Origin of the sequence: Thiobacillus thioparus DSM 505 (assembly GCF_000373385.1) — a bacterium.
GTDB classification, from domain to species: domain Bacteria; phylum Pseudomonadota; class Gammaproteobacteria; order Burkholderiales; family Thiobacillaceae; genus Thiobacillus; species Thiobacillus thioparus.
Genome location: NZ_KB891327.1, coordinates 91,477 through 105,722 on the forward strand (window position 1 = coordinate 91,477; position 14,246 = coordinate 105,722).

16 protein-coding genes are annotated in these 14,246 nt (G+C 63.1%); 13 read left to right on the plus strand and 3 right to left on the minus strand.

What is annotated here, in order from left to right; all coding sequences use genetic code 11:
- Nucleotide 1 precedes the first annotated feature (1 nt).
- From fliQ to B058_RS0109695, 8 genes are all read left to right on the plus strand, one after another.
- Nucleotides 2-256, plus strand: coding sequence for a flagellar biosynthesis protein FliQ (gene fliQ, locus B058_RS0109660; protein ID WP_018508275.1), 255 nt, complete (start codon nucleotides 2-4; stop codon nucleotides 254-256).
- Between the two features lie 7 nt (nucleotides 257-263).
- Nucleotides 264-1,007, plus strand: coding sequence for a flagellar biosynthetic protein FliR (locus B058_RS0109665; protein WP_018508276.1), 744 nt, complete (start codon nucleotides 264-266; stop codon nucleotides 1,005-1,007).
- Between the two features lie 82 nt (nucleotides 1,008-1,089).
- On the plus strand, nucleotides 1,090-2,484 hold the full coding sequence (zwf, locus tag B058_RS0109670) for a glucose-6-phosphate dehydrogenase (protein ID WP_018508277.1): 1,395 nt from the start codon (nucleotides 1,090-1,092) through the stop codon (nucleotides 2,482-2,484).
- Nucleotides 2,485-2,607: 123 nt separating this feature from the next.
- Nucleotides 2,608-3,498 carry a 4-hydroxy-tetrahydrodipicolinate synthase gene (gene dapA / locus B058_RS0109675; RefSeq protein ID WP_026240804.1) on the plus strand — a complete coding sequence of 297 codons (891 nt, stop codon included), beginning with the start codon at nucleotides 2,608-2,610 and terminating at the stop codon, nucleotides 3,496-3,498.
- 57 nt (nucleotides 3,499-3,555) lie between these two features.
- Nucleotides 3,556-4,656: an outer membrane protein assembly factor BamC gene (gene bamC, locus B058_RS0109680; protein ID WP_018508279.1), complete on the plus strand. Its 1,101-nt coding sequence runs from the start codon at nucleotides 3,556-3,558 to the stop codon at nucleotides 4,654-4,656.
- Nucleotides 4,657-4,672: 16 nt separating this feature from the next.
- Complete coding sequence (locus tag B058_RS0109685; RefSeq protein ID WP_018508280.1) at nucleotides 4,673-5,431, plus strand: MBL fold metallo-hydrolase; 759 nt, start codon at nucleotides 4,673-4,675, stop codon at nucleotides 5,429-5,431.
- A gap of 43 nt (nucleotides 5,432-5,474) precedes the next feature.
- On the plus strand, nucleotides 5,475-6,863 hold the full coding sequence (locus B058_RS16795; RefSeq protein ID WP_018508281.1) for a DEAD/DEAH box helicase: 1,389 nt from the start codon (nucleotides 5,475-5,477) through the stop codon (nucleotides 6,861-6,863).
- Nucleotides 6,860-7,204, plus strand: coding sequence for a DUF3301 domain-containing protein (locus B058_RS0109695; protein ID WP_018508282.1), 345 nt, complete (start codon nucleotides 6,860-6,862; stop codon nucleotides 7,202-7,204). The genes B058_RS16795 and B058_RS0109695 overlap by 4 nt, the downstream gene beginning before the upstream one ends.
- A 48-nt stretch (nucleotides 7,205-7,252) precedes the next feature.
- On the opposite strand, the gene B058_RS0109700 is transcribed toward B058_RS0109695, so the two are convergent.
- The 3 genes from B058_RS0109700 to msrB form a co-directional block, all read right to left on the minus strand.
- Nucleotides 7,253-8,191, minus strand: coding sequence for an MBL fold metallo-hydrolase (locus B058_RS0109700; protein ID WP_018508283.1), 939 nt, complete (start codon nucleotides 8,189-8,191; stop codon nucleotides 7,253-7,255).
- 71 nt (nucleotides 8,192-8,262) lie between these two features.
- On the minus strand, nucleotides 8,263-8,967 hold the full coding sequence (locus B058_RS0109705) for a ferredoxin--NADP reductase (protein WP_018508284.1): 705 nt from the start codon (nucleotides 8,965-8,967) through the stop codon (nucleotides 8,263-8,265).
- A gap of 3 nt (nucleotides 8,968-8,970) precedes the next feature.
- Nucleotides 8,971-9,372 (minus strand): peptide-methionine (R)-S-oxide reductase MsrB, encoded by a 402-nt coding sequence (gene msrB / locus B058_RS0109710; RefSeq protein ID WP_018508285.1) that lies wholly within the window; start codon nucleotides 9,370-9,372, stop codon nucleotides 8,971-8,973.
- Between the two features lie 206 nt (nucleotides 9,373-9,578).
- Between msrB and B058_RS0109715 the strand changes: the two genes are divergently transcribed.
- The 5 genes from B058_RS0109715 (at nucleotide 9,579) to B058_RS0109735 (ending at nucleotide 14,233) form a co-directional block, all read left to right on the plus strand.
- Entirely contained in the window at nucleotides 9,579-9,998 is a 420-nt protein-coding gene (locus B058_RS0109715; RefSeq protein ID WP_018508286.1) for a rubrerythrin family protein, read from the plus strand.
- A gap of 88 nt (nucleotides 9,999-10,086) precedes the next feature.
- Entirely contained in the window at nucleotides 10,087-11,415 is a 1,329-nt protein-coding gene (locus B058_RS0109720; protein ID WP_018508287.1) for a heterodisulfide reductase-related iron-sulfur binding cluster, read from the plus strand.
- Between the two features lie 24 nt (nucleotides 11,416-11,439).
- A complete protein-coding gene (locus B058_RS0109725) occupies nucleotides 11,440-12,024 on the plus strand; it encodes a DUF3501 family protein (protein WP_018508288.1) in 585 nt (194 codons plus the stop codon).
- Between the two features lie 59 nt (nucleotides 12,025-12,083).
- Nucleotides 12,084-13,298 (plus strand): SAM-dependent methyltransferase, encoded by a 1,215-nt coding sequence (locus tag B058_RS0109730; protein WP_018508289.1) that lies wholly within the window; start codon nucleotides 12,084-12,086, stop codon nucleotides 13,296-13,298.
- A 77-nt stretch (nucleotides 13,299-13,375) separates the two neighbouring features.
- Nucleotides 13,376-14,233 (plus strand): pirin family protein, encoded by an 858-nt coding sequence (locus tag B058_RS0109735; RefSeq protein WP_018508290.1) that lies wholly within the window; start codon nucleotides 13,376-13,378, stop codon nucleotides 14,231-14,233.
- Nucleotides 14,234-14,246 lie beyond the last annotated feature (13 nt).

A 14,246-nucleotide genomic window follows, 5' to 3' on the forward strand; every position in this document is an offset into this window, starting at 1 on the left:
GATGGAGGGCCTTGCGCGCGACGCGCTCTGGCTGGTGATGCTGATTGCCGCGCCGGTGTTGCTGGCGGGACTGCTGACGGCATTCGCCATCAGCCTGTTCCAGGCTGCCACGCAGATCCTCGAACCGACGCTTTCCTTCGTTCCCAAGCTCATCGTCGTGTTGCTCGTGCTGGCGCTGCTGGGCAGCTGGATGGGGGGGCAGCTGGTCGAGTTCGCGCGCAGCATGCTGACCGATTTCCCGGGTCTGGTGGAATGAGCGGATCATGCCCCTGACCGAAGCGGGCCTGTCGGTCTGGATGTTCGCCTTCGCGCGTCTCGCCGGGTGGGCCATTTTCGACCCGCTGGTCGGCCGCCTGCCGCTGCTGCTGCGCCTGTTCCTGGCCGCCGTGCTGGCTGTCGTGCTGGCGCCGGGCCTCGCGCTCGGTACGACCGCACCGTTCACGGTGCAAGGCGTGCTCGCCCTGGGCATGGAAGTCGCATGGGGCGCGGCGCTGGCGTTGTGCGTGTGGCTGGTGTTTGCTGCGGTGAGCGCGGCGCTGGTATGGACCGGCCATACCGCGACCGGCGGTCTGCTGGCCCTGACCGCCGAGCAGGCGGCCCCCGCGGATGCCACCTGGCGTGCGCTGGCTGGCTGGCTGGCGGCGATGGCGTTCCTGGGGGCGAGCGGCCATCTGCTGGTCGTGCATGCGTTGCGCGACAGCTTCGCGGCCATGCCGGTCGCCGTCCTGCCGGCCGCAACGGACTTGCGCCAGCTGGCCGAAGCCGGCAGCTGGCTGTTCGCCACCGGCGTGCAGCTTGCCTTGCCTTTGCTGGCCCTGGCGCTGCTGGTGCAACTGGCGTTCGGTATCGTGGCCCGCACTACGCCGGGACTGGACATGGTGTCGGTCGGGCTTGGTGTGGCGGCATTGGGTCTGGTGGCCATCTGGATTGCCGCGGTGCCGCTGCTGGCGCACGGCGTCGGCCTGGGCATCGAGCAACTCACGGGCTGGCTGGGCAGGCTCAGGTGAGGGGAGCCGCGGACAGGGTGTCCCGACGCGCTCTGCCTACCTGCTATAACGTCAACCTGAAACAAGCCTGGAGTCTGATGCCGTGACCGAGAACCCGATCTCCGATGCCCTGGTCCTGTTTGGTGCCACGGGCGACCTTGCCCGGCGCAAGATCTTCCCCGCGCTGCACGACATGTTGCGGCATGGCCGCACGCTGCCGCCGATCCTGTGCGTGGCGCATTCCCCGGGGTGGGACATCGAGCGTCTGCGCGCCCACGCCCACGATGGCATTGTCAGTTTTGGCAGCGGGCTGGATGAAGCGGTGTTCCGCAATCTCGCCAGCCTGCTGACTTATGTCAACGGCGACTACGAAGATCCGGAAACGTATGTGGCGCTACGCCGCGCCCTGGAGCACCGGAAACATCCGCTCCATTACTTCGCCATCCCGCCGGCCATGTTTCCCATCGTGGTACGGGGGCTGGCTGCGGCCGGCTGTACCGAGGGTGCGCGGGTCGTAGTGGAGAAACCCTTCGGACGCGATCTGGAATCGGCACGCTCGCTCAACGCGACGCTGTACGAAGCGCTGCCGGAATCCGGGATCTTCCGCATCGACCACTACCTGGGCAAGGAGGCGGTGCAGAACATCCTCTATTTCCGTTTCGCCAACTCCTTTCTCGAACCGATCTGGAACCGCAACCATATCCGGCAGATCCAGATCACCATGTCGGAGAACTTCGGCGTGGCCGGACGCGGACGCTTTTACGATTCGGTCGGGGCCATCCGCGACGTCCTGCAGAACCACCTGCTGCAGATCCTTGCCCTGCTGGCCATGGAACCGCCGCTGGGAACCAGCGCGGAAGCGGTGCGCGATGAGCAGGCCAAACTGCTCAAGGCCATCCGTCCGCTGGAACCCAGCGACATGGTTCGCGGACAATACGAGGGCTACCGGAAGGAGGAGGGCGTCGCGCGTGGATCGGACACCGAAACCTACGCAGCCGTACGGTTTTACGTGGACACCTGGCGCTGGGCCGGCGTCCCCTTCATCGTGCGGACCGGCAAGCACCTGCCGCTCACCACCACCGAGATCCGCGCCGAGTTCCAGCTTCCGCCGCAGCGCGTGTTCGCGCTGTCCGAGGCTGGGCCGTTGGCCCCGAATTACCTGCGCATGCGTTTGTCGCCCACCGTGTCCATCGCGCTGGGCGCGCGCACGAAGAATGCGGGCGACCGCATGGTCGGCCGGCCCGTCGAGCTCTACGTCTGCAACAACCACCCGGATGAAATGAGCGCCTACGAGCGCCTGCTCGGCGACGCCATGGACGGCGAGGCCATGCTGTTCGCCCGCCAGGACGCGGTGGAGGCGGCCTGGCGCGTGGTGGAACCCGTCCTGTCACATCGCGACCCGGCGTGTCTCTACGAGCCCGGCACCTGGGGACCGGCCGAGGCCGATCTGCTGCTTGCCGGCGGACGCTGGCATAACCCGCGTCCCCCCCAGAGTTAGGGTGCAAGTCCCGGCCCTGATTTAGAAAAAGCCGGGCGCGACCAGATAGATTAGAATGCGTGATTTATCGTTACATCGCCGGGAATCCGGCGCGTGTCTGAACTATATTGCGGCGGAAACAAGATGGCAGAAATGAATAGGGCCAGAGGCAGCCTGGTTGCGATAGTCACCCCCATGTCGGACGACGGCGCGCTCGATCTCGACACGCTGCGGCGCCTGATCGACTGGCATATTGCCGAGGGGTCGGACGGCATCGTCATCGTCGGCACTACCGGCGAATCGCCTACGGTCAGCTACGACGAGCATTGCCTGTTGATCCGCACGACGGTCGAGCAGGTGGCCGGACGTGTGCCGGTGATCGCCGGCACCGGCGCGAATTCGACCGCCGAAGCGATCGAACTGACCGCGTGCGCCAAGGCGGCAGGCGCGCAGGCCGGCCTGTCCGTGGTGCCCTATTACAACAAGCCGACGCAGGAAGGTCTCTACCAGCATTTCCGCAAGATCGCCGAAGCGGTCGACCTGCCGTTGATTCTCTACAATGTGCCGGGACGCACGGTGACCGACCTCTCCAACGATACGACGCTGCGTCTGGCAGACGTGCCCGGCATCGTCGGCATCAAGGACGCGACCGGCAGCATGGAGCGTGCGGCCGATCTGCTGCGTCGCGCGCCCGAAGGGTTCGCGCTGTATACCGGCGACGACGCTTCGGCGCTGCCCTTCATGCTGCTGGGCGGCCACGGCGTCATTTCGGTGACCGCCAACGTCGCGCCGAAGATGATGCACGAACTGTGCGCCGCGGCATTCGCCGGGAACCTGGCGCGCGCGCGCGAACTCAATAATGCGCTGCTGCCCCTGCACAGCAAACTGTTTGTCGAGGCCAACCCGATTCCGGTCAAGTGGGCGTGCGCGGAGCTGGGGCTGATTTCGCCTGCCCTGCGCCTGCCTCTGACCCCGTTGTCTGCCGGACTGCATGACACGGTGCGCGACGCGCTGCGTCACGCCAGATTGATCTAGCACGGTGCGATGCGCCGTGCCGCTTTGATTCAAGCCTTCGTTTAGGACATCTTTTATATGCGTTTATTGCCCCTGTTTGTGATGGTTGCCGTGGCCCTGTCGGGGTGTGGCATCGTGGAATCCAAGAAGATCGATTACAAGTCGGCCGGCAAGCTGCCGACGCTGGAAGTGCCGCCCGATCTGGTGGCGCCGACGGCGGATAACCGTTATGCGATTCCCGACAGCCAGGGCAGTGGCACGGCCACGTTGTCGGCCTACAGCCAGGAGCGCAAGACGACACCGAGCAGCGCGCAGACCCTGCTGCCCACCGAAGAGAAAGCCCACATCGAACGCGCCGGCAGTCAGCGCTGGCTGGTGGTGCAGGCCACCCCGCAGCAAGTGTGGCCAGTGATCAAGGATTTCTGGCAGGAGAACGGTTTCATCATCAACATGGAATCGCCCGAAACCGGCATCATCGAAACCGACTGGGCGGAAAATCGGGCCAAGATCCCGCAGGACGTGATCCGCCGCACGATCGGAAAAGTATTCGACGGCCTGTATTCCACCGCCGAGCGCGACAAGTTCCGCACGCGGATCGAAACCGGCAAGAGCGGCACCGAAATCTACGTCAGCCATCGCGGCATGAAGGAAGTCTACGCCACCGAGGCCAAGGACAAGACCGTATGGGAGCCGCGCCAGCCCGACCCCGAACTCGAGGCCGAGATGCTGCGCCGCCTGATGCTGCGCTTCGGCGTGGAGAAGAGCCGCGTCGATGCGCAGCTGGCCAAACAGCAGGCGCCGGAGATGGCGCGCATCGTCAAGCAAGCCGGCGTCCCGGTCCTGGAAATGGATGAAGGCTTCGACCGCGCCTGGCGTCGTGTCGGCCTCGCGCTCGACCGCGTCGGCTTCGCCGTGGAGGACCGTGACCGCTCCAAGGGCATCTACTACGTGCGCTACATCGACCCCGGTATCGACAACGCCAGCAAGCGCGACGAAGGCATGTTCGCCAAGCTCGCCTTCTGGCGCAGCAAGAAGACGCAGACCTCGCCGCAACTGCAAATCGTGGTCAGCGAAGCGGGTGAGAAGAGCCGGGTTGGCGTCACTGGCACCGATGGCAAGGCAGCCGACATCGACACGCAGAATCGCATCATCAAGCTGTTGCACAACGAGTTGAAGTGACGCAGGGACGGGCGTGATGCGGTTTGCCAGCCTCGGCAGCGGCAGCGAAGGCAACGGTCTGGTGGTCGAGGCCGGCTCCACCCGGGTGTTGATGGACTGCGGTTTCGGGCTGGCCGACAGCATTGCGCGGCTGGCACGGCTCAAGCTGGAGGTCGCGGATCTGGCGGGCATCGTCGTGACCCACGAGCACAGCGACCATATCGGCGGGGTGGGCCGGTTGGCGCGCAAGCACAAATTGCCGGTGTGGCTGACCGCCGGCACGCTGGCCATGGCGCAGGACCTCGACGGCGTGACGGTGCGGGTGATCGATAGCCATGCGGCATTCGCGGTGGACGATCTGGAAATCCAGCCGTTTCCCGTGCCGCACGATGCGCGGGAACCGGTGCAGTATGTGTTCGGCGACGGCAGCCGCCGTCTGGGCGTGCTGACCGATACCGGCTGCAGCACGCCGCATATCGAGGCCATGCTGGCCGGCGTGGACGCGTTGGTGCTGGAATGCAATCATGACGCCGCGATGCTGGAAAACGGGCCGTATCCCGTAAGCCTCAAGCGCCGTGTGGGCGGGCGTTTCGGTCATCTGGAAAACGGCCAGTCGGCGGCCTTGCTGGACAAGCTGAAGCACGGCGGGTTGCAATGTGTGATGGCCGCACACGTCTCGCGCAAGAACAACACGGCCGCCCTGGCACAACGCGCACTGGCCCAGGTGCTGGATTGCGCGGATGGCGACGTGCGTGTGGCCTGCCAGACGGCAGGTTTCGACTGGATCCGGATGTAGCCGGCCAGAATTTAACCGAACCAGAGTATTCACTGGACAGATTTTGACGACTTTTGCTGAACTCGGGCTGGCGCCCGACATCCTGCGTGCCCTCGACGAAATGGGCTACGCGACCCCGACCCCGATCCAGGCGCAGGTGATTCCCCTGGCGCTGCAGGGCGGCGACATTCTCGGTGCCGCGCAGACCGGCACCGGCAAGACGGCGGCTTTTGCGCTGCCGTTGATCCAGCGCCTGCTGCCATTCGCCAACAACGGCACCTCGCCGGCCAAACACCCGATCCGCGCGTTGATCCTCACCCCTACACGCGAGCTCGCGATCCAGGTCGAGGAGGCCGTGCAGGCCTATACCAAGCACGTGCCGCTGCGTTCGCTGGTGGTGTATGGCGGCGTCAACATCAACACGCAGATCCCGATCCTGAAAACCGGCGTCGAGATACTGGTGGCGACGCCCGGTCGTTTGCTCGATCACGTGCAGAACAAGACGCTGTCGCTCTCCCAGGTCAATACCCTGGTGCTCGACGAAGCCGACCGCATGCTCGACATGGGTTTCATGCCCGACCTCAAGCGCATCGTCGCCCTGTTGCCGATGCAGCGGGTGAACATGATGTTCTCGGCGACCTTCCCGGAGGAAATCCGCAGGCTGGCCGACAGTATCCTCAATAGTCCGACCTTCATCGAGGTGGCGCGTAACGAGACGGCCGTGACGGTCACCCAGGTGGTGCATCCGGTGCACCACGAACGCAAGCGGCAGTTGCTGGCACACCTGATCAAGAGCCGCGATCTGCGGCAGGTGCTCGTGTTCACGGGGACGAAACTGGGCTGCAACCGGCTCGCCAACGAACTCAACAAGGCTGGCATCCATGCCGATGCCATCCACGGCGACAAGACCCAGCAGGAGCGCATCAAGGCGCTCGACGCCTTCAAGGCCGGCACCATCCGCGTGCTGGTGGCCACCGACGTCGCCGCCCGTGGCATCGACATCGAGGCGCTGCCTTTCGTCGTCAACTACGACCTGCCGCACAACGCCGAGGACTATGTGCACCGCATCGGCCGCACCGGCCGCGCCGGCGCCCTGGGCGAGGCGATCTCGCTGGTGAGTGAATCGGAGACGCGTTATCTCCGGGACATCGAAAAACTCATCGGCAGCACGCTGCCGCCGGTGATCGTTCCCGGCTTCGAACCGGGCGCGGCCGATGTGCTGGCCTTCCAGTCGCGCGCGCCGCGGCCGGAGCGACACGGCGAACGTGAGCGCGAACGCAGTGTCCCGCGCAGCAAACCCGCCACCGCGCGCGATGCCTTGTTCGACGCGCCGTATGTGCCGAGCGATGTGTCGCGTACCGACAGTGCGCCTGCCCTGACGCGGCCGACGGCCAAGAAGCAGGTGGCGGCGCTGTTCCGCAGCCCGGTCAAACCTGATTCCGCCGGGCAGTGAGCTGGGACATCCTGCTGTTGGGGTTGTTGGGTGTGGCCGGCTGGTATTGGTATGCCGGCATGCATGTGCGCGAACAGGCCATTGTAGTGGGGCGCCGTGCCTGCGGCGAGGCCGGGGTGCAGTTCCTGGACGAGAGTGTGGCCCTGAGCCGGACCCGCTTCGCACGCAACGGCAGCGGCCAGTTGCAATTCCAGCGCGATTATCGCTTCGAGTTTTCCGATACGGGGAATAACCGCCGCCCCGGCATCGTCCGCATGCTCGGCAATCGCGTCGAATGGATCGGACTCGATGGGGAATGGCAGCAGGGCCACGTGGCCAGCGTCAGCCGGCTGGTCGAATGATCGGGGCGGCCACGCCGTCCCGTTGCACGGCGCGGTCGTGCAGTCGTTTTATTCCTGCTCGATTTCGAGGATTGCCAGGCTGATCTGCTGGCCCAGATTGGTGTCCCACTCCGCCCAGTCCTGGTAGGCCTTGAGCTTCTCGGCGATGACCGGTTTCATTTCGTAATCGCTCTTGCCTTCGTCGTACATGCGACGCACTTCGGACATCAGTGTGGCGAAATAGGCTTTCTGGTCTTCGACGAATTTGCGATCACCAGTCTTGCCATGGCCCGGAACGTAGAGGGCCATGTTGAGGGCAAGCGCCCGGTCGGTCGCCTTCATCACGCCCTTGAACGTGCCGTCGCGCAGGTTCATCACCTGACTGTTCAGCACGTTGTCCGCGGTGAACAGGATGTGGTCTTCAACCATCTCGATCATCAGGTCGGTCTTGCTGTGCGCGTCGGTCGACGAGTGGATGCGGAAGGTCTTGCCGCCGATCTTGAATGCCTGGCCGTCGGCTGCCTCGACGGTGGGGATCTTGGCTCGGGTGCCGTCGGTGTAACCGCCGGTCATGTCCGACATCAATTTGATCCAGAAGGCGTCGGCCCCGTTCCTGGCCAGCTTGATCATGTCTGGGTGAGCGATGAACGTCGCCTTGGGCCAGGCTTCCAGGATCGCCTGGTTGCCGAGCCAGTGATCGCCGTGGACGTGGGTGTCGAATACGTGAGTGACCGGTTTGTCGGTCGTCTTGCGGATCTGCTCCACCACCATGCGGCCGACTTGCACGCTGGAGCCCGGATCGATGACCACGACACCTTCATTCGTGACGATCCAGGCCGGATTGTTCATGAAGCTCTGGTTGGCTGCGGAGGGCACGCCTTGCGGGCCGTGGATGACGTAGGTCCCTGCCGCGATCTGCTGAGGCGGGTAGGGACGGACGACATCATCGGGCCCGGCCATCGCCGAGGTGCTGAAAATCAGGGCAGCGAGCAGGGACAGGGTACGCATGGGAAGTTCTCCAGTCGGGTGAATTGATAAACATACACAGAACAGGGGATGGGTTTAATGGTCGAATCGGCCTACCACCACTTTTCGAAAATGATGCGGTTCATCGGCACGCCCAGGTCATGCAGCAGGGTGCTCATGTCCTCGACCATGCCCTTGGGGCCGCATAAGTAATACAGCGTGTCGTCCGGCACTTCGAGCGCATGCAACTTGACCGGGTCGATGCGGCCGGTAAGGCCGCTCCAGTCCGGATCGGGCTGGGTCACGGTGATGCTCACGTGGAGGTTGTCATGCTTGCGGGCCGTCACCTCGAGTTCGTCGCGGAAAAGGATTTCGCGGCTGTCCGACACGCTGTAGACCAGATGCGCACAGGTCGACAGGGCTGCGTCGCGCACATGGCGGAAGATGGACAGCAGCGGCGTGACACCGACCCCGCCGCCTATCAGCACCACGTTGTCGCTCATCTCGGGCAGGTAGACGAACGGTCCCTGGCCCTGGCTCACGCGCACGCTGTCGCCGACCCGGGCACGCTCGTGCACCCAGCGCGCCACGGGATGGCGCGCGCTGGCCTTGATCGCCAATTCGATCGCACCCTGATGGATAGGCGAGGTGGTGATGGAATAGCCCGAGGTGTGCGTCGTGCCGTCGATGTCGATGCTGAGATCCACCCATTGCCCCGGCAGAAATCGGAAGCCGGCGTCGGGAAGGGCTAGGCGGAGGCTGTGGATGCTGGGCGTGACGGGAGTGATCGCCGCAATCCGGGCGTCAAAAATATGCAAGGCTCAATCCTGTTTCTTCTGGAACGTCAGCGACGCCGAGTTGATGCAGTAGCGCGTACCTGTGGGCGCGGGGCCGTCGGGGAAAACGTGCCCCAGATGCGAACCGCAGCGGCGGCACAGTGCCTCGGCACGTACCATGCCGTAGCTGGTGTCGGTTTTTTCGGCAACCGCGTCGGCGTTCAGGGGCTGATAAAAACTGGGCCAACCGGTGCCCGAGTCGAATTTGGTTACCGATGAAAACAGCGGTTCGTCGCAGGCCGCGCAGCGGTATTCGCCATTCTCGTGATGGTCCCAGTATTGGCCGGTAAACGCCCGTTCGGTCCCGTGTTCGCGCAAGATGCGGTACTGCTCGGGGCTCAGTTCGGCGCGCCATTCGGCGTCGGTTTTGGTTTTATCAAAGCTCATGGTCTTCTCCGTCAGATTAAAGAGTGTATACGAGGTTGACAGCGTCATCGCAGCGGGTTTAATCTTCGTTCAGGTATTAGACTTAGTCTAAAAACCGGATTTCACCCAGCGGCTGGCCTGCTATAAATATGAGGCGTGGCACATTGCTGCAGGGTGAAAATATCAATGCTGCAAAGCATGTCTATGTAAACCAAGGAGATCAGGTTATGCAACTCAAAGGTTCGAAAACCGAAGACCATCTGAAAGCCGCCTTTGCCGGCGAATCGCAGGCCAACCGCCGCTACCTCTATTTCGCAGCCAAGGCTGACGTGGAAGGCTACAACGACGTCGCTGCCGTGTTCCGCTCCACCGCAGAAGGCGAAACCGGCCATGCGCACGGCCATCTGGAATATCTGGAGAAATGCGGCGATCCCGCCACCGGCATGGCGTTCGGCCCTACCGCCGACAACCTGAAGACGGCGATTGCCGGCGAAACCCACGAGTACACCGACATGTATCCCGGCATGGCCAAGGATGCACGTTCGGAAGGTTTCGACGAAATCGCCGACTGGTTCGAGACCCTGGCCAAGGCCGAGCGCTCGCACGCCAACAAGTTCCAGAAGACCCTGGACACCCTGGGCGCCTAATTTCGCCCAGGCAAAAAGCGGGTCGGGTTCGGCCCGCTTTTTTTTGAATCTATAGTTGAATTTATACCAAGTCTAAACTGGAGTTCGCATGAGTACACGCGAAGGCAATCTCGAAGCCCCCACTCGTCATCCGCTCGACTGGAAAAACCCGGATTTCTTCAACGAGGAGAAGCTCAACCATGAGCTTGAGCGGATTTTCGACATTTGCCATGGCTGCCGCCGCTGTGTGTCGCTATGCACCGCATTTCCCACGTTGTTCGATCTGGTGGATGAATCCTCGACGATGGAGGTGGACGGTGTCGCCAAGGCCGACTACTGGAAAGTGGTCGACGAGTGCTACCTGTGCGACCTCTGCTACATGACGAAATGTCCTTATGTACCACCGCATCCGTGGAACCTCGATTTCCCGCATACCATGCTGCGCGCCAAGGCGATCAAGTTCAAGAAGGGCGGTGCGACTTTCCGCGACAAGCTCCTGTCCAGCACCGACGCGATGGGCAAGCTCGCCTCGATTCCGGTGGTGGTCCAGGCAGTGAATGCCAGCCTGAAGAACAAGCCGATCCGCAAGCTGGTCGACAGCGTGCTGCACATTCACCCCGATCGCGTCCTGCCCGAATACGACAGCGCGAAATTCCGTTCCACCGCGAAACCGCGCAGCGATTTCGCGGTGAAGGCCGGTGAGAGAACGCCTGGCAAAGTGGCGATCTATGCGACCTGCTACGTCAACTACAATGAACCCGGTATCGGCCACGATCTGCTGAAACTGCTGGCGCACAATGAAATTCCCGCCGTGCTGGTCGAGAAGGAAGCCTGCTGCGGCATGCCCAAGCTGGAACTGGGCGATCTCGATGCCGTCGAAAAGCTCAAGGAAACGAACATCCCGCATCTGGTCAAACTCGCCCGAGACGGCTATGCGATCCTGACCGCGGTGCCCTCGTGCACCCTGATGTACAAGCAGGAACTGCCGCTGATGTTCCCGCACGATGCCGACGTGCAAGCGGTGAAGGAAGCAATGTGGGATCCGTTCGAGTACCTGATGGCGCGCAACGTCGACGGCCTGCTGAAGACCGATTTCAAGGACCCGCTCGGCAAGGTGGCCTATCACGTGCCGTGCCACCAGCGCGTGCAGAACATCGGCAACAAGACGCGCGACGCGCTGCAGCTGGCCGGCGCCAAGGTGACGATGGTCGAGCGTTGCTCGGGCCACGACGGCACCTGGGGCGTGAAGAGCGAGTATTTCGACAAGTCGATGAAGATCGGCAAGCCGGTGTTTCGCCAGATGGCCGAGCCGCAGCCCGATTACGTGAGTTCCGACTGCGCGATTGCCGCGCGTCATATCCTGCAGGGCATGGGCGATTCCACTGCGCAGAAACAGCACCCGATCACGCTGCTGCGCATCGCCTATGGCCTGGAATGAATCGTTGTTTGCAAGGAGTAGAACATGCCGCTGATTACCCGTGACAGCCTGCTGACCCTGGAAGGGTATGCCAAGGTACGTCCCGAAATGCGCGCCGAGGTCATGGCGCACAAGAAGAACCGCATGGTCGAGCTGGGCGATCACGTTACGCTGATTTTCGAGGACGAGAAGACCATGCGCTACCAGATCCAGGAAATGCTGCGCGCCGAGCGCACCTTCGAGGAAGCCGGCATCCAGGACGAGCTCGACGCCTACAACCCGCTGGTCCCGGATGGCACCAACTGGAAGGCGACCATGATGATCCAGTACTCCGATCCGGACGAGCGCAAGCTTGCGCTGGCGAATCTGAAGGGCATCGAGGATCGCGTCTGGGTACAGGTGGCCGACCTGCCGCGCGTGTATGCCATCGCCGACGAGGATCTGGAACGCGAGAACGAGGAGAAGACGTCGTCGGTGCATTTCCTGCGCTTCGAGCTTGATCCCACCTCGATTTCGGCCGCCAAATCGGGGGCGCCCATCCGCATGGGCATCGATCTCGAGGCCTACCGCGTGGAATCCATGACGCTGGCCGACAACACTCGGGCTGCATTGACGGTCGATTTGTCCTAGATTCATAGTCAGGCGGGAAAACAATACGACAACGCGCCGCCATCCTTTGAGGAGGTGTGATGCTGGATCAATTGCTGGTTCATCAGGTACGACGGCGGGTGGAGGCATCCGGCCTGCCGTTCGTGGTTGAATTGTGGAATGGCGAACGGGTCGGTGCCGCTACCGATGCGGCAGTTCGCGTGAAGTTGCATCAGGTTGCCAGTCTCAAGGCCATGGCTCACCCCAGTTTGGGCTCGCTGGCACGGGCTTATGTCGAGGGCAACCTCGATCTGGAGGGCGATGTCCGTGACATCCTCGCGCTCGGCGACCGCCTGTGCAATGCGGGTGACTGTTCGCCGAAAACCGGATCGGACGGCTGGAAGTGGTGGCGTCACACGCGCAGCAAGGATCGCAAGAACATCCAGTACCACTACGACGTGTCCAACGATTTCTACGGCTTGTGGCTGGATACCCGACGCGTCTATTCCTGTGCCTATTTCAGAACCCCGGACATGAGCCTGGACGACGCACAGATGGCCAAGCTCGATCATATCTGCCGCAAGCTCGGCCTCCAGCCCGACGAGCAGTTCCTCGACATCGGCTGTGGCTGGGGCGGCCTGATCCTGCACGCGGCGGAGCGTTATGGCGTGCGTGCGGTCGGCATCACCCTGTCGGACGACCAGCATGCCTATGTCAGCGAACAGATCGCCGAACGCGGCCTGACCGGCCGGGTCGAGGTGCGTCGGATGGATTACCGCGACGTGCCGGAGCATGGCGGCTACGACAAGATCGCCAGCGTCGGCATGTTCGAGCATGTCGGCCGTCCCAACCTGCGCACGTATTTCGACAAAATCCATGCGCTGTTGAAGCCGGGCGGGCTGGTGCTCAACCACGGGATTACCACGTCTGAACCCGAGGCCAACAGCGGCCTCGGCAGCGGCATTTCCGAGTTCATCGAGGACTATGTCTTCCCGGGCGGCGAACTGGTCCATGCCTCCGAGGTGCTGCGCGCCGCGGCAGGCAGCGGCCTCGAATGCCTCGACGCCGAGAACCTGCGCCCCCATTACGGCAAGACCCTGTGGCACTGGGTGACCCGGCTGGAGAAACATGCTGACGAGGCCCGCCACCTGATCGGCGAACAGAAATACCGTATCTGGCGCATTTACATGGCAGGTTCGGCTTATGCCTTCGACCATGGCTGGATGGAGCTGTGGCAGGTACTGGCGGGCAAGGCCGTCGACGGTACGCAGCCGCGCTATCCGTTCAAGCGGGATTTCATCTACCGCGATACCTGATCGCTTGGCCCGAGCGGATGAGTCGCCCCCGCACAGACCTCAAGCATTCAGTCAACCGGAGTCTCGCCACGAATAATATGAATCCGCGCCCCATACGCCAGCTCGTCCCGGCTTTCGAGGTCACTGAGGGGGCCGGGGTGACCGTCCACCGCAGCATCGGCACGCCCGCGCTACGGAACCTGGATCCGTTCCTGATGCTGGATCATTTCAGCAGCGACAATCCGGACGAATACATTGCGGGTTTTCCGGATCATCCGCATCGCGGTTTCATCACCTTCACCTATATGCTCGACGGCCACATGGAGCATCGCGACAGCATGGGCAACCGGGGCGATCTCAAGGCCGGCGGCGTGCAATGGATGAAAGCGGCCAGCGGGGTCATCCACTCCGAGATGCCGCAGCAGACCAACGGCCTGATGCGCGGCTTCCAGTTGTGGATCAATCTGCCGGCACGCGAAAAAATGTCGGCGCCGGCCTATCAGGAATTCTCTGCAGCGGCCATCCCGGAGGTGGCGCTGGACGGTGCCCGTACGCGCGTGCTTGCCGGTGAACTCAACGGCATGCGCGGCGTCATCGACGATCCGTCTACCGACGTCCGCTACCTCGACGTCACCCTGGCGGCCGATGCGCGTTTTACCTTGCCATTGAGCGACACGCACAATGCCTTTGTCTATGTCTTCGAGGGCAGCGCCCGGTTGGCCGGCGAGGATCTGGCGACGCATACCCTGGCGGTGCTGGGTTCGGGCGATACCGTGGATATCCAGGCAGGCGCCGCGGGCGCGCGCTTCATTCTGGTGGCCGGCCGGCCGATCGGCGAACCGATAGTGCAGTACGGGCCCTTCGTCATGAACACCCGTCCCGAGATCGAACAGGCCTTTGCAGACTACCAAGCGGGCCGTTTGGTGCAAGCCAGGGCGACGATGACGGGGCATTGACGATAGCATTGAC